Source organism: Streptococcus sanguinis (genome assembly GCF_003943655.1).
In the GTDB taxonomy this organism is placed as follows: Bacteria; Bacillota; Bacilli; order Lactobacillales; family Streptococcaceae; genus Streptococcus; species Streptococcus sanguinis_F.
In genome coordinates this window covers 42,704-60,393 of the sequence record NZ_RJMM01000014.1, presented here as the reverse complement: position 1 = coordinate 60,393, position 17,690 = coordinate 42,704, and the positions used below count along the sequence as shown (strand labels likewise).

Sequence of the window (17,690 nt, the reverse complement as noted above, 5' to 3'; positions counted from 1 at the left end):
GCAACACCCCATGTAAGATATTAAACAGTTTGTAAGCTTCTAATTGTTTCTTATGATCTACTCTATCAAAATCATCAATAATAAGTACCTTAGGTTTTGAAAAATAAGTTAACATTTTCAAGAAGAATTTTTCACTATTTAACAAATGAAAAAACTCCAAATAAAAATTATCCGATTTGATTTTAAATAACTGTGCCACAGAAACTGAGAGTGCAATTATTACTATTATCCATTTTAAAACAATAATTGATAAAAAGTCAGATAATCCCATGTTGAATGCTGGTGTCAACAATAAAGAAATTACAACACAAACTATGACAAATAATTTCATTAACCAATAATAAAATGTGTGTAATTCTTTAAAAGCAATTTGTATTACAGTTCTCTCGTCTCTAGTTTCCCACAATTTAAGGTAAATAAATTTACGACCTTTTTTATTTGACTCAGACGCTTTTTCTAAGAAAGTTGTTTTCCCACTTCCCCATTTTCCGTTGAGAAAAATTGTTTGGTATCTACCTTCCTTCTTCTCTTCTATTAATTCCCTAAACCCGTTCACAGCTTCAGGAGTTTCTATATTTTCAAATTTGATATATTCTTTCATATTCTATTCTCTTTTAAATTTCACTCAAAGATCAATTTCTTCTCAGGAAAGGCGATGGAAACCGTCGTTCCCTGACCAACTTGAGAGTCTATAGCAATCTTGTGTCCCAGTTGGTCAGCAATTTTCTTGGACAGATAAAGACCTAAGCCTGAGGACTGCTGGGTCAGACGACCATTGTAGCCTGAGAAACCACGCTCAAAAACCCGCAGCAAATCAGAATTTTGAATGCCCAGACCCGTGTCCTTGATGTAGAGTCTGTCCTCATGAAAATAAATCTCTATGCTGCCTTCTTTGGTGTATTTAAGACTATTGGACAGGACCTGCTCCAAAATCACTAGAAACCACTTTTTATCAGTGACAATCGTGTAGTCTAGATCATGAAGATTGAGGCTGAGTCCTTGCTGAATAAAGAAAAGGGCATATTTCTTGACTACTTCTCTAACCAAATCAGCCAGATTTTCCTGCTTCAGAACTAGATCATCATGGAAGCTTTCCAGACGGAGGTACTGGAGCACCAGATGAACGTAAGACTCGATCTTAAAGAGCTCCTGCTCCAGCTGAGACTTAGCTTCCTTATCCTTCAAATCTCCAATCAAAAGTGAACTGGCAGCAATAGGAGTCTTGACTTGATGAACCCAAAGAGTATAGTAATCAAGCAAATCATTGTATTTCTCCTGTTCAACCAAGAGCTGATTCTTCTGTTCGTACTCCAGCTCCTCCACTCTTTCCTGCAAAAGCTTTTCTAGAGGAGTCTGCGCCTGAGCAGAGGCTTGCAGCTTCTGGCTGCGATAAGCCTTATAGGACGTCCAAGCATCTGCTCCGATAAACAAGAAAGACAGAAAAGCCAGCAAGAGCGCAACGTATTCCAGCAGACTGCGGTAAGCATCAAAGACAAAGGCAAAGAGCAGAATAAAGCCTAGCAGCAGAATCAAAAGAGCTAGAAAAAATCGCCGTGAATAAAGGTAAGACTTAAGAAAGAAAAATTTATCCTGTGTGTCCATTGATGAGACCGTATCCTATTCCTTTTTTGGTTTCGATGAAATTCTTCAGTCCGTGCTCTTCAAGCTTTTTACGCAGGCGAGCGACATTGACCGATAGGGTATTGTCGTCGATGAAAAAGTCACTGTTCCAGAGTTCCTTCATCAGATCATCACGCGCCACGATACCATCTGCGTGCTCAAAGAGAACCCGCAAAATCTGAAATTCGTTCTTGGTCAAAGTCACCACTTTCCCATCAAAGACCAGATCTGTCGACTTGAGATTGAGAATGACACCCTGATGCTCCAAGAGACTCTGGTCGTTTCCAAACTCATAGGAACGGCGCAGCAAGCCCTGAACCTTAGCCAGAAAGACATTATTGTCAAAAGGCTTGGTAATATAGTCGTCCGCCCCCATATTGATAGCCATGACAATGTCCATGGACTGATCGCGAGAAGACAGAAACATGATAGGCACCGTTGAAATCTTGCGGATTTCCTGACACCAATGATAGCCGTTGAACAAGGGCAGGCCGATATCCATCAGCACCAGATGCGGCTCCTCTCGGACAAAGACAGTCAGCACATCCATAAAGTCCTCGACTGCCACTACCTGAAAGCCCCATTGTTCCAGCATTTTCTTAATCATCTGACGGATGACTGGATCATCTTCTACTAGTAAAATCTTGTGCATCTTTCCCTCCCGATTGCTTGCTAGTAACATTATACCAAAAAATGCGCTTGCTTGTTTATCATCCTCGGTCTAAGGTATGATTTTTCTGGAAAAGAGAAATTCTATCAGAAAAATATGCTATACTAACTAGTAGAAATTGGAGATATAACATGAGCAATATTTTTACTTACCTTGAAGAAGTGCAGCATGACAGCATTTATGATAAACCTTTCAATGAACTGGATCTTCTAATCCTGACAGAGATGACCTACTTGCCTTTTGACAAACTAGTGCATGAAGACATGTCCCCTTACTGCGACTGCCGACTGCTGGATTTGGCCGATCAAGTACCGCGCGACCTCTCCATGATGGTCAGCAAAAATCGTCTGAAACTATTGGATTTGGCCGCAGCCTCTACTCGCTTTAAAAATCTAAAACTGATGGGCTATGTCAATGACGTTGACCAAGATATTCAGAAGCAATTCGCTGCCTTGATTTTCAAAATCAAGCCCGATACCTATGTCCTGGTCTTTCGCGGCACAGACGACTCCATTGTTGGCTGGAAGGAAGACTTCCACATGACCTATATGGCTCAAATCCCTGCTCAGAAAATGGCCGCCCGCTACCTGCAGAAAGCCTTAGAAAATCTGCCCGGTAACTTTATCCTAACCGGCCATTCCAAAGGAGGAAACTTGGCTTCCTATGCAGCCAGTCAGATGGAAACGTCGCTTCAAGACCGTATTGAAGCCATCTACAGTTATGATTCTCCCGGTCTCAATCACTCTGTCACCGAAAGCGATGGCTATCAGGCCATAGTTGAAAGGATGAAACGCTACCTGCCTCAGAACTCTATTGTCGGCATAATGCTGGAAACACCTAAGGAAGCTAGGATTGTCAAAAGCAGTGCCATCGGCGGCTTTGCCCAGCACGATACCTTTTCGTGGAAGATCAAGGGGAACTCATTCCTATTGCTGGATACATTAGATGCAGAGAGCCTGCAGATAGACAAGACTTTTAAAAATTGGGTGAGCACCGTTTCAGATGAAGAACTTAAAGATTTTTTCGACCTCTTTTTCGGACTGATTTTGGATGCTGGTATCCAGTCTGTCGACGAACTATCCAATGTTGAAAACTTTAACAAAGTTCTCGATATCCTGAAAAATGCTCAATCTCTAACAGACCAAGAACGTGACATGCTGCTGCGCTTGTCCAAGCTCCTGCTGAATATGCGTGTTCAAAGCTGGAAGGATGACATTAGCATACCTAATCTTTCTGAAATTGGCAAAGATATCCGAGAAAACCTATCACGCTGGAGCAAGCAGTTGCCTTTTGGCCAGTCTGAGACTGACAAAGTGGAAGAGACTGCTACAGAAGTTCACGAGTAAAATCGTAAAAGTCCTCTTTATCTTATCCAACAGAAGACTTGTCCTATCCATACCAAAAAAGAAACAAGCTCTTATCTTGACAGCTTGTTTTTTCTTTGTTAGAATGTAACAAACCTATTTACAACTAAGTAGTAATAAAAATCAGAAAGGAAACCATCATGAAATCTATCAAAGGAATCGCCCTTATCGCCGTCAGCATAATCCTGACTATCTATGCTTGGGCTTCAGCTGGGATGACCAACTTTATCGTACCTGGTCTAGCCTTGACTACCCTCTCGCTGACCTTTTTACTTGCGACTCGGAACGCCCTATTGGAAAAATGGTTCCATGGCATCGAAAAGATGTACGCCTATCATAAGTTTACAGCTATCTTTTCCGTCGTTCTGCTTGCTCTCCACAATGTTGCCATGGGTGGCAGTCTCTGGGGCTCTCATCTGGCAGCCCAGCTTGGAAATGTCGGCATCTATCTCTTTGTCAGTATTGTTCTGGTGGCCTATCTTGGCAAGCACATCAAATATGAGGCTTGGCGCTGGATTCACCGCTTTGTGTATCTGGCCTATATCTTTGGTCTCTTTCACGCTTATATGCTGATGGGCGGTCGACTCCTGACACCGACCTTGCTAGGCTTCGTAGTCGGATTCTACGCTATCATCGGTTTAGCTTCTGGCTTTTATATCATCTTCCTCTATCAAAGTTTGGCCTTTCGACATCTGGGGAAAATTCTGCAGGTCAAACGACTGAACCACGATACCGTGGAGTTGAAAATCCAACTCAGTCAAAAGCTAGACTATCAGTACGGTCAGTTTGCCTTCGTCAAGATTTTCCAAGAAGGATTTGAACAAGCGCCACATCCTTTCTCTATCTCTGGCGGCCATGACAATATCGTCTACTTTACTATCAAGAACTCTGGCGATCACACTAAGAAACTTTATGACAAGATCCAAGAGGGAACCAAGGTCACCATTGACCGAGCTTATGGTCACATGATTCTGGACCAAGGGCAGGAAAAACAAATCTGGATTGCTGGTGGGATTGGCATTACGCCCTTCATCTCCTATATCCGAGAAAATCCTAATCTGAATCGTCCAGTCAGCTTCTACTATGCTTACACTGGAGCTGAAAATGCAGTCTACCTAGACCTACTCAAAGACTACGCAGCCAAGAATCCGCAGTTTGATCTTCATTTGGTCGATAGCAAGGTCTCCGGCTATTTAGACTTCAAGAATTATCCTCTGGATAACCAAACCACCGTCTTCATGTGCGGCCCTGTCAAGATGATGGAGAAGCTAGCCAACGAATTTAAAAAGACCAATCCTAAAGCAGATCTGGTCTATGAAGGCTTTAAATTTAAATAAAGAAACCAAAAAGAGGAGTTCTGAACCGCACCCCAAAAGTTAGACAGAAAAAATCTAACTTTTGGGGTGTTTTTAAATGAAATTAACTTATGAGGATAAAGTTCGAATCTATGAACTAAGAAAACAAGGAATCAGCTTAAAGCGACTTTCAGAAAAATATGGGATGAACCTTTCAAATCTTGACTACTTAATTCGATTGATTGATCGCTACGGAATAGATAGTGTCAAAAAAGGGAAAAACCGTTATTACTCTCCTGAATTAAAACAAGAAATCATCAATAAGGTTTTGATTGAAGGTCGTTCGCAACTAAGCGTATCTCTGGATTATGCTCTTCCAAGTAGTGGATTACTTCCAAATTGGCTGGCACAATACAAGAAAAACGGGTATACTATTGTTGAGAAAACAAGAGGGAGACCAGCTAAAATGGGACGTAAACGGAAGAAAACTTGGGAAGAAATGACAGAATTAGAGCGACTTCAAGAGGAGAATGAGCGTCTACGTACTGAGGTGGCCTACCTAAAAAAGTTAAAAGAGCTAGAAGACAGGGACGAAGCCTTACAGCGAGAAAGGCAGAGACAGTTAGAGAAATGGTTTCAGGAGGATTTCGATTAGATTTACTTCTTGAAACGGCACATTTAGCTCGCTCAACTTACTACTATCACTTAAAACAGCTAGATCAACCAGATAAGAATCAAGAACTTAAAGCTGAAATTCAGGCCATTTATAGTGAGCATAAAGGAAATTATGGCTATCGGAGAGTTACTCTTGAATTAAGAAATCATGGCTTCGTGGTGAATCATAAGAAGGTCCAACGGCTGATGAAAGTCCTTGGTTTAACGGCTCGAATTCGTCGAAAACGGAAGTATTCTTCCTACCAAGGAGAGATTGGCAAGAAAGCAGAGAATCTCATTCAACGCCAGTTTGAAGCAGCCAAGCCAATGGAAAAGTGCTATACGGATGTGACAGAGTTTGCCATTCCAGCAAGCAGGCAGAAACTCTATTTATCCCCTGTTCTGGATGGATATAACAGTGAAATCATCGCTTATCATCTTTCTACTTCACCAAATTTAGAACAAGTGAAGACCATGTTGGAACAGGCATTCACAGAGAAACACTACGAGAATACGATTCTCCATAGCGATCAAGGCTGGCAATACCAACATGATTCTTATCATCGGTTTCTAGAGAATAAGGGAATTCAGCCATCCATGTCACGCAAGGGTAACAGCCCAGACAACGGCATGATGGAGTCCTTCTTTGGCATTCTTAAGTCTGAGATGTTTTACGGTTATGAGAAGAACTTTAGGTCTTTAGAAGACCTTGAGCAAGCTATTGTGGACTACATTGATTACTACAATAACAAACGAATCAAAGTCAAACTAAAAGGACTTAGCCCTGTGCAATACAGAACTAAATCCTTTCAATAATTAATTGTCTAACTTTTTGGGGTCAGTACATTCAATCCTCTTTTTTAGTCTATTTGAATTCAACAGATTTTGAAAAAGATCAATGTTATATCCCTCAATATCCAAAAATAGACTTTTCAAACTACAAAAATATACGGAAAAGATTAATTCCAATCAGAATGAGAAAGAAAATAGAAAATCCGATAAACAAATATTTAAAATACTTTTCATTGCTGATGCAGCGCTCAACATATGCCTCTTCTGGATTCTTAGGATTATAATAGACCGTCATACCTGAGCCGATGGGAAATATTTTTTCAAATCTAGACTCCTATCCGAGCCGTAAACATAGTCACTTGAAAAAACATCTTTTTGGATTTTTCCTGAAGAGGCAGGGATAAACTGTTTATACTTAAGACTTTTTCGATATTGTTTTCCACGGACAGTATATTCTACAAGAGGCAAGGCTACCTGAGGTGGCTCGCCATAGCGACTATAGATAGAACTGTTCTATCCTATACTTTGCCTGATATTAAAGATGTAGATTTACTTCTAATAGAAATTTCTTTTCGGTAGTGCAGATAGAGTGGAAAAACAATGACTAGCCAGAGTAGCCCAAGCACCACAATCGTAATCATAGGATTCATTACTATCTCCTTCGTTACTTTGATATTCAATACATATTGTATCAAAATTTTCATCGATACCAAAGTCTCTATAGGATAGCTTTTTGACTTTATAAAAATTATCGTTTTTCGATATATTTTTCTTGAAATACAATAAAAAATAAATTATAATAAGAATAAAAGGAAAAGAAAATCTACTGCCGGCTGATTTTCGATAGAGGTAAGCATCATGAAAAAGATTGAATTAAAAAATAATTCTTTGCTCAAAGATATCGTTACTCTTCTGAATCTTATCATAGTGGGTTATGCTGCTATTCTGGTGTTTCTTACTATCCTAAGTGTGATTTCTTACACCGGTCTTTCCGACAGGTTTGGAATAAAGCTCAATGTTCAATTTCTGCCCTCAGTTGATTTTTCAAATTGGTGGAGTATTCTAGCCTTTGTTATAAACCTTCTCACAGCTTCTTTGACTATTTATCTCATCTATCTTGCTCGTAATTTCATCAAAAATTTGATTGGTGGAAAGATTTTTGATTCATCAAACACGCAACTAGCTGATAAGGCATGGAAAGTCTTTTTGGCTCTGACCTTTCTTTCCGTTAAGGTTGCTGCTTCAGGCAATCTCATCGCCCTCCCCTTCTCTTTTAACGCCAGTATGAGCTTTACACCTCTCTTGGGTGCTCTGATTATTTGGCTGATGATGAAAATTCTGGAAAAAGGGATTGATATAGCTGAAGAAAATGAATTTACCATCTAGGAGGCTGCTATCATGATTATCGTTAATCTTGATGTTCAGCTGGCCAAGAAAAAGATGAAACTGGGAGAACTAGCCGATATCATCGGCATCACAAACGCCAACCTTTCCATCCTCAAAACGGGCAAGGCCAAGGCTATTCGCTTTAGCACCCTCAATGCTATCTGTCAGGCCCTTGATTGCCAGCCCGGGGATATCCTAGAATTTACAGATGATGAAGAATAAAAAAACTCCCGTCCTAGCCGATTTCATTTAGCTAAGGATAGGAGTTTTTTTTGCCTATTCAATCATTTGTGTTTCAGCTAGTTTCTTATACCAGTGAGCGGATTTCTTCGGATAGCGTTCCTGCGTTTCGAAGTCTACGTAGAATAAGCCGTAACGCTTTTCATAACCGTTAGACCAAGAAAAGACATCCATCAGAGACCAAATAAAGTAGCCCTTGACATTAGCCCCGTCCGCAATCGCATCGGATAAAACTTCCAGATGCTGCTTGACGTAATCAATCCGAGCATCGTCGTAAACTGTATTGTCCACAAATTCATCTTTATAACCCAGACCATTTTCTGTGATATAAATCTTCTTGTAGTTTGGATAATCTTTCTTAATCCGCATGATCTGATCATAAAGACCTTGCGGATAGATAATCCAATCCCAATCAGTTTTCGGAATATGGGTTGGAGATTCTCTGCGTCCCACACCCTTAATCTGGTACTTGGAGCTTCCCTTTTCGCCTTTTCCGTTATGGATAATTTCTGTTTCACCGTCAAAGTCGCGCATCCAATCACTCATATAGTAGTTGATGCCAAGGAAGTCATTGAGGTCTTTAGCTGCTTCTAGAGCTGCAAAGTCTTCATCTCGCAGATCCAGCTGGCCACCATTGACTTTAAGGATGTGATTTACTCCTGCCAGAGTTACATCTGAATAGTGCCCCAGATAAGTCGCATCTAGGATAAACTTGTTATGAATAATATCTTCCAACTCTGCTGCTCTGACATCTGCTGGATTTTCTGGGTCATAAGGATATTTTGTCGGAAGTGCATGAACCACACCGATTTCACCCTTGTAGCCCTTATCCTTATAAAGCTTAACAGCACGGGCATGAGAGACCATCATATTGTGATGGGATTGGAAAACCTTGGCCAAGTCATACTGGATACCCGGAGGGAATTTTCCTACTAAATACTGACCATCACCAATGGGGCCAATTTCATTGAAAGTCGTCCAATAGCGAACTTCTGGAAATTCTTCAAAACAGAAAGCCGCATAGTCCACAAAGTGCTCAATGTTGTCCCGATTAAGGAAATCTCCATTTGAATGAAGGGCCTCTGGTGTATCAAAGTGGTGAAGGGTCACAAAAGGTTCTACATGACGCTTGTGGCATTCTGCGAAAAGATTATGGTAAAATTCTACACCTTTTGGATTGACCTCGCCATAGCCTGTCGGGAAAATCCGTGACCAAGCGATGGAGATTCGAATGCCATTGACACCATACTCTTCAGCCAATTTCAGATCCACAGGGTATTTGTGGTAAAAGTCGCTGGCAGGTTCTGCCGTATACCAGTAGTTATCCTCTAGGTATTTATCCCAGGCAACAGGTCCTTTTCCATCTGTGTGAGTTGCTCCCTCAGCTTGATAGGCCGCTGTTGCACCACCGAAAATAAAATCTTTAGGTAAGCTTTTTGTCATCTTATTTTCCTTTCAATAGCATTTGAGATGAAGGCAAGCTTGATGACATTCTTATCAAGTTGCTTCATCTCAAATAAACAGATTTAGTTGTTAAATTGCTCCTGAACGAAGGCAAGCGCCCCTTTACCATCACGAGTGAGCTTGATGTATTGGCCACCTTCAGTCTTAGCTAGCTTGATGCCTAATTTATCTGTTTCCGCTTTCATATCTTCAAAGTTGGAAGCAACTTGAGGAGCCAGGATAACGAGATTAAACTCAGGCAACATTTCACGGTGAGCACCGTAGCCGCCAGCTGCTGCTTTGACAGGAACATTGTATTCAGCTGCTGCTTTATTCAAAGCGTTGGCCAGCAATCCACTAGTACCACCGCCTGCACAGAGCACCAGAACATTGGTTTCTTCGCTAATATTGTTTTGAGATGGAGCTTCTTCATCCACTCCTGCTTTTTCAAGGATAGCGTCTGCTTTAGCAGTATTAAAGTTAGCTGCTACTTTTTCTTTCAGAGCATCGTTAGCTTTGCCGGAACGTTCTTCTTCTAGGATTTGTTCGTCATAAACCTTGACAAATGGATAGTAAATAATCACATCCACCACTACCAGAAGGGCTGCAAGAACAAAGGACAGAAGCTGGAAGTTGGTACCCAGCACAATTCCCAGAGGTCCAGGTGTCACCCAAGGAAGGTTGGCTGAGAAGGAGTTCATGTTCAAAGTATCAACAAAGAATTTGAAAATCCATACGTTTGCGATAGGTGCAAAGATAAATGGAATGAAGAAAATCGGATTCAGTACGATTGGAGCACCAAAGAGAATAGGCTCATTGACACCAAAGAAAGTTGGGACAACAGATGCTCGACCAATTGCACGGTTACGCTCGGACTTACAGATCCACATGAAGAGGAATGGAACAATCAAGGTCGCACCAGTACCACCCATGGTAACGATGAACATTTGAGTACCAGAAGTGATGACCTTATCCGCATGCTGACCAGCTTGTACCAGAGCCAAGTTGGCATCGATATTGGCATAAGTAATGGCAGCAATGGCAGGCTCAACGATAGACGGACCGTGAATTCCTACGAACCAGAAGAAAGCATAAGCACCAAAGATAAGAGTGATTCCCAGATAGCCATCAGCTGCTGAGAAAAGCGGAGCAAGAAGCGTTCCGATGGATTCAGCAACCGTTACTCCCAGACTTGCTTTAACAAGCAGTTCCAAACCGTAGAGCAGAACAACTGATACAGTAAATGGAATCAAGTCTTTAAATACTTGAGAGATATTTGGTGGAACTTCTTCTGGCATGCGGATGGTGACATTATTTTTTACACAAACCTTGTAGACATTAACCGTAACGAAGGCTGCGATGAAAGCTGTCAAAAGACCTTTGGTTCCCATGAAGGCAGTCAGGAAGCCACCTTCCTTGGCAGGCTCAGCTGCCATGAGGAGGAAGCCGACCATAGAAGCCAGCATAGTAGACAAGAAGTTAATCTGGTTTGTAGCAGGCAGGTCGCGATTGACAGAGTCTGTCAAAGCCTTGGCAGTGGTCCCACCCACAAAGAAAGCCAGAATCCCCATCGAATAGCTATAAGGGGTCATTAGGAAAGTTTCAATGTCCTTAGACCAATGGAAGCCCCATGCATTTGGAACATAGGCAATCAAGATAAAGATAGATGAGAAGAGGATGACTGGCATACCAGCGATAAAGCCATCCCGAATGGCACGGAGATAGATATTCCGAGAAATCTTCTCAAAGAAAGGCTTCCCTTTCTCAATAAGTCCGATGAGTTTGTTCATTATTTTACTCCTCTTTTATATAATTCAATCAAATGGTGCATCATGTCCTTTAGCAAAATAGTAGTCATTAAGTGATCTTGACCGTGCATCATGGTCACACTGTAAGCCAAGTCCTCACCAGCCGCTTCTTTTGTCAAAAGACTGGTCTGAGCATGGTGTGCTTCGGCGATACAGCCATTGGCTTCTTCTACCAAGGCGTCTGCCTTAGCAAAATCCCCAGCCTCTGCTGCTTTCAAAGCTTCTAGGAGCTTGGAGCGAGCGTCACCAGCGTAGGCTACAATTTCAAAACCGAGCAATGTTACTTCTTCTCTATTCATGAGAGTTCCTCCTTGTATTCTTATGTAAAATGTTATTATTTTCTATTTATAAAAGACGTTGAATATGCAGCACCAGGTAGACCCGTTCGCTGCGGTAGAGATCAATTCCCGTCTTCTGGGCAATAATTTGGTAAATATCACTTCCGACCTGATAGGCTTGAGGATAGGTCATCTGAATCTGACTTTCCATTTCCAGCAGGGAAACATTGTCATCACGGCTTCTGTCCAGATAGTCTAAAAAGTAGTTCAGGTGAATCATAAAACGGTCATAAAAATTGCTGTTTTCTGCACTTCTTTTAATGCCATTTTTCTTCAGCTCTGCTTCAACTGCAGCCAGAATATCTTTTCGCTTGCCCAAGTGACTTTGCCCCTCGGGATTGGTCTCCCCTTCGGCATTGATAAAGTGATAGGCAATGCGATTGACCTCGTCGCTAGGGAAATTATCCAACAACCGCTCGCGGTATATGGCTACCGCTTCCTGAGCAATCTGATAAGGGACAGGGTATTTGTCCGAAGCATCTGGCAGGTCACTCTCCTTGTACCGCCCCTGCTGCAGAGCCTGATATGAACAGTAGATGTGATCCGTCAGCGTGACATAGATATAGTCCTGGACAGGGTAATCATACTTCTTAGAAAGGGTATCAATCACATCATAGGTCACTGTGATAAAGTCCAGTGGAACATCTTTGAGCAAGGCCACAAAGTTTTCTTTAGACTCTTCCGTTCTTAGGCGAAAGATTTTCTCAATCTTACTTTCCAGAACGATGTCACCCTTCTTTTTATTAAAAGCTATGCCACTGCCAATCAGAACAACCTCTTCACCATTTTCATGTTTGGCTAGAGCAACATTGTTGTTCATAGGATGTATGATTCGATACATATCTCCTCCTCTTCATTTTCTAGGGTTCTGGCAAAACAAAAAGACCACAAACAAACCGAGGCTATATCTTCCCTCAATTTATTTGCGGTCACGCCTAATCCAACTTAGTAACGCTCACCCTATTCAATTTCTGATTTCATTATAGCATATCAGTCGCAGAATGTAAACCCTTACTTTATTTATTTTTTAACAAATTTTAGGCTCTTTCTTTCCAAGAGGTAGCTGTTTTTTGAAGAACCTTGTTGAGCTCATCAATATTTTCAAATCCTGTTGTACGAAGCCACTTGCGAGCTGCTTCTTCACCTTGCTCAATGTAGTCTTTGACACTGCCAGCCCAAGTCGCACGTCCGCAAAGAACACCGTTGAAGTTAGCACCTGACTCATGAGCAAACACAAGAGTTTCTTGAAAGAGTTTCGCAGATACACCCGCACTCAAGTAGATGTATGGCAGGTTAGTTGCCTCATCCTGTTCCTTGAAGAAGGCAGCTGCTTGTTCTTTAGTATGCACCACTTCACCATCACCAAAGCCTTCAACGTATTTAACATTGACTGGAACTTCCACTTTCAAGACATCAATGTTGAAACGTGGATCAGAGAAGACCTTCATAGCTCCGATAACCTTATGAGGCTTGACTTTAGCATACTCAGCGCTGGAAGCATCCGCAATCTTTTCATCGTAAGCCAAGATTTCAAGGAAGAATGGAATATCTTCTGCCACACACTCAGAACCCACACGCTCGATATAAGCCTGCTTTTGTTGGTTGAGTTCTTCGGAACTGTCTACGTCATAGTAAAGAAGGAATTTCACTGCATCCGCACCTTGTTCTTTGATGCGTTTTGCAGACCAAACATCCAGACAGTCTGGCAGGCGCTTGGTGCTTGAAGTATCATAGCCTGTCTTTTCATAGGCCAATAGCAAGCCAGCTTTCTTGTCCAAAGCCTTAGTAGCAGGCAGTCCATACTCAGGATCCAGCAACATAGATGAAGCATAAGGAGTTAGCTCTTCTGCGACCAAAACTTTCAGTTCTTCCATTTGAGCTACTGTTGGTTCTGCTTCCTGGTGTTGAGCCATAAGGCGTTTCAAAGCACCGCGTTGGTCAAATGCCAAAGCAGAAATGATGCCATTCTCATCAGAAAGTTTTTCCATGTACTTGCGTTTTTGTTCTGTTAATACCATTCTTTATACCTCTTTTACTGTGATTTGATTGTATAGGCCATCGTAGTTTTCAACGTTGACATGACCAGTCATTTTTTCTTGGGCATTGAGCATGCCCAGAACATTTGCTTTTTTGAGCAGAGAGACATCATCTTCTTGATGACTCAAGGCTGAAGAGATCCCTGCAACAGTTGAGTCTCCAGAGCCAACTGGATTGACCACTTGGATTTTAGGAATATCTACTTTATAGAAAGTATCCCAGTGCTTAGCAAAAGCTCCATCTGCACCGAGTGATACGATGATCCACTCGATTCCATCAAAGAGCGGTTCTGAAAGGACAGCTTTTAACTCATCCAAATCTTTGGAAACTTCGCGACCCAATAACTGAGAAAGTTCCTCGTTATTTGGTTTGATGGCAGTTGGTTTCACTTCTGATTTAAGTACAGCTTCCAGAGCTGCCCCAGAGCAATCCAGCACCACCTTATTACCAGCTTGATTAGCAATTTCAACCAATTGAATATAATATTCAACAGGTAAACCGGTTGGTAGACTTCCCGAGATACTGACAACATCTGCCTCAGCCATCAAAGACCGGAAGTGTTCTTGGAAATCCCTCGCCTCATCTGCTGTAATAGTCGGACCGGCTTCCAGGATTTCTGTTTGCTTACCTTCATGCAAGACAGCAATACAGTTTCTCGTATCTCCTGAAATGTTATAAAAGCATTGTTTAACATTAGGATGAAGGTTTTGTAATAAGAACTCTCCATTAGTCCCACCAATCAGTCCCGTCGCAGCGACATTGTCTCCAATTTCTGCCAAGACCCTGGTTACGTTGAGGCCTTTGCCGCCCGCTGTTTTACTGACTTCCGCAACACGATTAACAGTATCTATTTTCAATTCTTCTAAAGGATAGGAAATATCGATAGAAGGATTCATGGTCACTGTAAGAATCATCTGGCTACCTCACTAGTCGTGGTACTCTCCACGATCCCATTTTTCAAGAAATTCTGTAAAGAAGTTGGCATCTGTTTGATGAGCATTGTGAGTCTCAACGTGCTCAATTTTTGCGATCAATTTTTTATTTTCTTCAGTTGGCTTGTACTCCGCATGAATGAAAGCTTCAATGATGTCACACATAAGGAGCTCACCAGTGATTTTTCCGCCAAAACCGATAACGTTGGCGTTGAGCTCTTCTTTAGCATAGAGAGCTGAAGTCATGTCACGTACCAAAGCTGAACGAACACCAGGAACTTTATTTACAGCGTTGTTGATACCGACTCCTGTACCGCAAATACAAACACCAAGATCCGCTTGACCACTAACGACTGCTTCCCCTACTTTTTTACCAAAGATTGGGTAGTGAGTACGAGTATGGTCATAAGTACCAAAATCAAGAACTTCATAGCCTTTTGATTTTAGAAAATCTGAGACTGCCATTTTTTCATTGGTAACGATATGGTCACATCCAATTGCAATTTTCATTTGATTTCTCCTTTTCTTAGCACATCTTGTTGAGCATGTCGACCCGGATTTGGTGGCGGCCACCGTCGTATTTCCCATTGACAAAGCCTTTGGCAATGTTCTTAGCCAGACCTTCACCAACGATTTCAGCTCCCATTGTAATCATGCGAGAGTTGTTATGGCCGCGAGTCATGTAGGCAGAGCGTTCATCTGAGACTTCCGCCGCTACCATACCTTTGATTTTGGTCGCTACCATAAATGGACCAGCACCATAAGCGTCAATGACAATACCAAGATTTTCCTCTTGTTTATTCACCTCAGCCGCAACTGCAAGGGTCACATCAACAAAATCTTGACCTTCTTTCGTCACATCCACCACTTCAAAGTTTTCTCCGACGAGAAAATCCTTGACCACATCTTTCAGCTTGCTTCCAGCAGCATCTGCTCCAATAATAATTGCCATGAGCATTCTCCTTTGTTTGATTTTTTGCACAGAATATTGTTTATAAAAAACACTTTCTGTTTCCTATAAGCATACTATACTCCTTTAAAAGTTATTTGTCAACAGATTTTTGTTTATTTTAATCAAAATATTTTTAAAGATGATTAAAATAAACAAAAAAAGCCCTAAAAAGAGCTTTCTGATAATTTTTTCATCCATTTAAAATAAACTAAGAAATAATCTTGGTATAAACCTCCAGTTCTTCTTGAGCATTTTCAGACATCTGGTCTGTGATAACAGCTGTAATATCAGCCAAAGGACAGATAGAAGTGAAGTCTTCCTTGCCAATCTTAGAAGAATCAATCAATAGGTAAGTCTCTGTCGAGCGCTCCAAAGCTAGCTTCTGAGTATAGGCTTCTTCAAAAGAAGAGGTCATAATCTGCCCGTTTTTGATACCATTGCCACTGAAAAACATCTTAGTAAAGTACATCTTATCCATGATGGCATTGGTCATCTCGCCGACAAAGGCTTGAGTCGCTTCCCGCATCTCCCCACCAAGGAGAAAGACTTTGAAGGTATCCGACTTCTTCTTCAGAAGATCATGAAAGATCGGAAGGCAGTTGGTAATCACGCGCAGATGATGATTGCTGATTTCCTCAGCCAGCACTTCCACAGAAGTCCCCGGTCCAAGAAAAATAGTATCTCCATCTTCAATCAGCTCCACAGCCTTCTTGGCAACAGTCCGCTTGGCCTCGATATTCTGATAAAGCTTCTCTTCATGAGGTATTTCCCTGTACTTGAGGTGCTGATTACTTTTAGCCCCACCGTGAACACGAGTCAGCAACCCTTTACTTTCCAGCTCAATCAAGTCCCGCCGAACCGTCATATCTGAGACCTTCATACTCTCTACAATCTCAGCAACCGTCACTGTCCCAGCTCGATCAACCAGTTTAACTATTTCGTCCTGTCTCTGATTTTTACCCATACTATTCCCTCTCTACACTCTAGTTTTGTTTATTATAACTCATTTTTCTGTTTTTTTCCATATTATTTGTTTGTTTTAAACAAAATGTGATATAAAAATCCGAGAACAGAAATAGTTACTGTTCTCGGATTTTTAATTTTTCCTACTCTTTATAGTAGTATTGATCAGCAGGGACATTTCCGATATTCTGACCAAAAACTAATCTCGGTCTACTACTATCAGATTGATCACCATACGGATTTCTAAAGCCAATTTTAAATAAAGCAATCATAGCCCCTGAATTCCCTGACCGAATGTTGAGTGTTGGAAACTTAGAATTGGAAATCGAATTTGGTGAGATACTCTCATTTCTGTTCGTTTTTCCATCTGCGGATATAATTACTTCCAGACCTTCTCCATTTTTCCAGACACCTGCTAAAGTCGCATAATCACCTTTCATAATGGATTCAATGTCCAAATCTTGTTTCTCTACTGAGTCAGTAGTATATTTTTCCCACCACTTATCTTGATATTCTCTAAAACTAATTTGATTTGTTTGATCAAATATTATTCTTTTTTCTGAGCTAATATCTCCATTTGGTCCTTCAATATTTTCTGGAACCAATAACACTGAAATTTCTTTACCCTCTACAGCTATTTGGTTTACTCCAATAAAGTATGCTTCATAATAATCTCCTATTTTTCTAGGCAGTTTATTCTCATTCAACTTATATTGCATATGAGAAGAGCCACTCCAAAAATTCCAATCATTGCTTTTTCCAGTAATTCTTGGGAATACACTGGTTCGATTTTGAAAATAATCTTCAGGCTTATATGCATACAAAGTAAATCCTGAATCAGCTATTGATTGTTCCAAATCGTCATTGGAATAAACACCGTCAAATGAAGATAAGTTCCCCTTGAGTACTAAGTCCTGGTCTTTGGCATTATCTGATTTAAAAAAATCTTTTTGATTGGAAAATATCATTTCATGGTTCAAATCACCATCAGATAAAGTAACTGTAACAAGTTTAGATTTCTCATCAAATACTTCAATAGTAATATTAAAACTATCATAACCATCAGATTTTTTCATTTTGCTAGTAGATGTTTTTTTCTTTTCCTCTTCTTTCCAACTAGTCTCAAAAATACCAGAAACCTTACCATCGGAGGTTTGATAGTCTATTTTCCACTTATGATCAAGGGAACTAATTAC

General features: G+C 41.0%; 19 protein-coding genes. 5 read left to right on the top strand and 14 right to left on the bottom strand.

Features of this window, described 5'->3' with window-relative positions; all coding sequences use genetic code 11:
• From D8886_RS07230 to D8886_RS07220, 3 genes are all read right to left on the bottom strand, one after another.
• Positions 1-601: P-loop NTPase fold protein (locus tag D8886_RS07230; protein ID WP_221762839.1), on the bottom strand; the 601-nt coding region annotated here is incomplete at its 3' end.
• Between the two features lie 20 nt (positions 602-621).
• The gene (locus tag D8886_RS07225) at positions 622-1,602 is read right to left on the bottom strand and encodes a sensor histidine kinase (RefSeq protein WP_125434826.1); all 981 of its coding nucleotides are present in this window, start codon (positions 1,600-1,602) and stop codon (positions 622-624) included.
• On the bottom strand, positions 1,586-2,272 hold the full coding sequence (locus D8886_RS07220; protein ID WP_125434824.1) for a response regulator transcription factor: 687 nt from the start codon (positions 2,270-2,272) through the stop codon (positions 1,586-1,588). Before D8886_RS07220 ends, D8886_RS07225 begins: the two co-directional genes overlap by 17 nt.
• Before the next feature lie 149 nt (positions 2,273-2,421).
• On the opposite strand from D8886_RS07220, the gene D8886_RS07215 reads away from it, so the two are divergent.
• The 3 genes from D8886_RS07215 to D8886_RS07205 all read left to right on the top strand — a co-directional run bounded on the left by D8886_RS07215 (position 2,422) and on the right by D8886_RS07205 (position 6,419).
• On the top strand, positions 2,422-3,636 hold the full coding sequence (locus D8886_RS07215) for a DUF2974 domain-containing protein (RefSeq protein WP_125434822.1): 1,215 nt from the start codon (positions 2,422-2,424) through the stop codon (positions 3,634-3,636).
• Between the two features lie 158 nt (positions 3,637-3,794).
• Positions 3,795-4,991, top strand: a complete 1,197-nt coding sequence (locus tag D8886_RS07210) for a ferredoxin reductase family protein (RefSeq protein WP_009659101.1) — start codon at positions 3,795-3,797, stop codon at positions 4,989-4,991.
• A gap of 76 nt (positions 4,992-5,067) precedes the next feature.
• Positions 5,068-6,419 (top strand): IS3 family transposase gene (locus tag D8886_RS07205; RefSeq protein WP_125434820.1). Its coding sequence is split into 2 segments (ribosomal slippage): positions 5,068-5,509 and positions 5,509-6,419, totalling 1,353 coding nucleotides; the frame shifts between segments, so codons are not numbered across the junction.
• A 121-nt stretch (positions 6,420-6,540) separates the two neighbouring features.
• Here the strand turns inward: D8886_RS07205 and D8886_RS11925 are convergent.
• Positions 6,541-6,690: a DUF3592 domain-containing protein gene (locus D8886_RS11925; protein WP_080555524.1), complete on the bottom strand. Its 150-nt coding sequence runs from the start codon at positions 6,688-6,690 to the stop codon at positions 6,541-6,543.
• 563 nt (positions 6,691-7,253) lie between these two features.
• On the opposite strand from D8886_RS11925, the gene D8886_RS07195 reads away from it, so the two are divergent.
• The gene (locus D8886_RS07195; RefSeq protein WP_002905069.1) at positions 7,254-7,781 is read left to right on the top strand and encodes a DUF2975 domain-containing protein; all 528 of its coding nucleotides are present in this window, start codon (positions 7,254-7,256) and stop codon (positions 7,779-7,781) included.
• Between the two features lie 12 nt (positions 7,782-7,793).
• The gene (locus D8886_RS07190) at positions 7,794-8,003 is read left to right on the top strand and encodes a helix-turn-helix domain-containing protein (protein ID WP_002894739.1); all 210 of its coding nucleotides are present in this window, start codon (positions 7,794-7,796) and stop codon (positions 8,001-8,003) included.
• A gap of 54 nt (positions 8,004-8,057) precedes the next feature.
• Here the strand turns inward: D8886_RS07190 and lacG are convergent, their stop codons facing one another.
• The 10 genes from lacG to D8886_RS11970 form a co-directional block, all read right to left on the bottom strand.
• Positions 8,058-9,464, bottom strand: coding sequence for a 6-phospho-beta-galactosidase (gene lacG / locus D8886_RS07185; protein WP_008809446.1), 1,407 nt, complete (start codon positions 9,462-9,464; stop codon positions 8,058-8,060).
• Between the two features lie 83 nt (positions 9,465-9,547).
• Entirely contained in the window at positions 9,548-11,254 is a 1,707-nt protein-coding gene (locus tag D8886_RS07180) for a lactose-specific PTS transporter subunit EIIC (RefSeq protein ID WP_125434818.1), read from the bottom strand.
• The gene (locus tag D8886_RS07175; protein ID WP_002894735.1) at positions 11,254-11,571 is read right to left on the bottom strand and encodes a PTS lactose/cellobiose transporter subunit IIA; all 318 of its coding nucleotides are present in this window, start codon (positions 11,569-11,571) and stop codon (positions 11,254-11,256) included. The genes D8886_RS07180 and D8886_RS07175 overlap by 1 nt, the downstream gene beginning before the upstream one ends.
• Before the next feature lie 46 nt (positions 11,572-11,617).
• A complete protein-coding gene (locus D8886_RS07170; RefSeq protein ID WP_125434816.1) occupies positions 11,618-12,451 on the bottom strand; it encodes a PRD domain-containing protein in 834 nt (277 codons plus the stop codon).
• A gap of 196 nt (positions 12,452-12,647) precedes the next feature.
• Entirely contained in the window at positions 12,648-13,628 is a 981-nt protein-coding gene (gene lacD, locus D8886_RS07165) for a tagatose-bisphosphate aldolase (protein ID WP_125434814.1), read from the bottom strand.
• Positions 13,629-13,631: 3 nt separating this feature from the next.
• The gene (locus D8886_RS07160) at positions 13,632-14,561 is read right to left on the bottom strand and encodes a tagatose-6-phosphate kinase (protein WP_125434812.1); all 930 of its coding nucleotides are present in this window, start codon (positions 14,559-14,561) and stop codon (positions 13,632-13,634) included.
• Positions 14,562-14,573: 12 nt separating this feature from the next.
• Entirely contained in the window at positions 14,574-15,089 is a 516-nt protein-coding gene (gene lacB / locus D8886_RS07155) for a galactose-6-phosphate isomerase subunit LacB (RefSeq protein WP_002894723.1), read from the bottom strand.
• 16 nt (positions 15,090-15,105) lie between these two features.
• Entirely contained in the window at positions 15,106-15,531 is a 426-nt protein-coding gene (gene lacA, locus D8886_RS07150; RefSeq protein WP_009659075.1) for a galactose-6-phosphate isomerase subunit LacA, read from the bottom strand.
• A 208-nt stretch (positions 15,532-15,739) separates the two neighbouring features.
• Positions 15,740-16,495, bottom strand: a complete 756-nt coding sequence (locus D8886_RS07140; RefSeq protein WP_125331178.1) for a DeoR/GlpR family DNA-binding transcription regulator — start codon at positions 16,493-16,495, stop codon at positions 15,740-15,742.
• Positions 16,496-16,637: 142 nt separating this feature from the next.
• Positions 16,638-16,934, bottom strand: coding sequence for a DUF6287 domain-containing protein (locus tag D8886_RS11970; protein WP_446677711.1), 297 nt, complete (start codon positions 16,932-16,934; stop codon positions 16,638-16,640).
• Between the last annotated feature and the right edge of the window lie 756 nt (positions 16,935-17,690).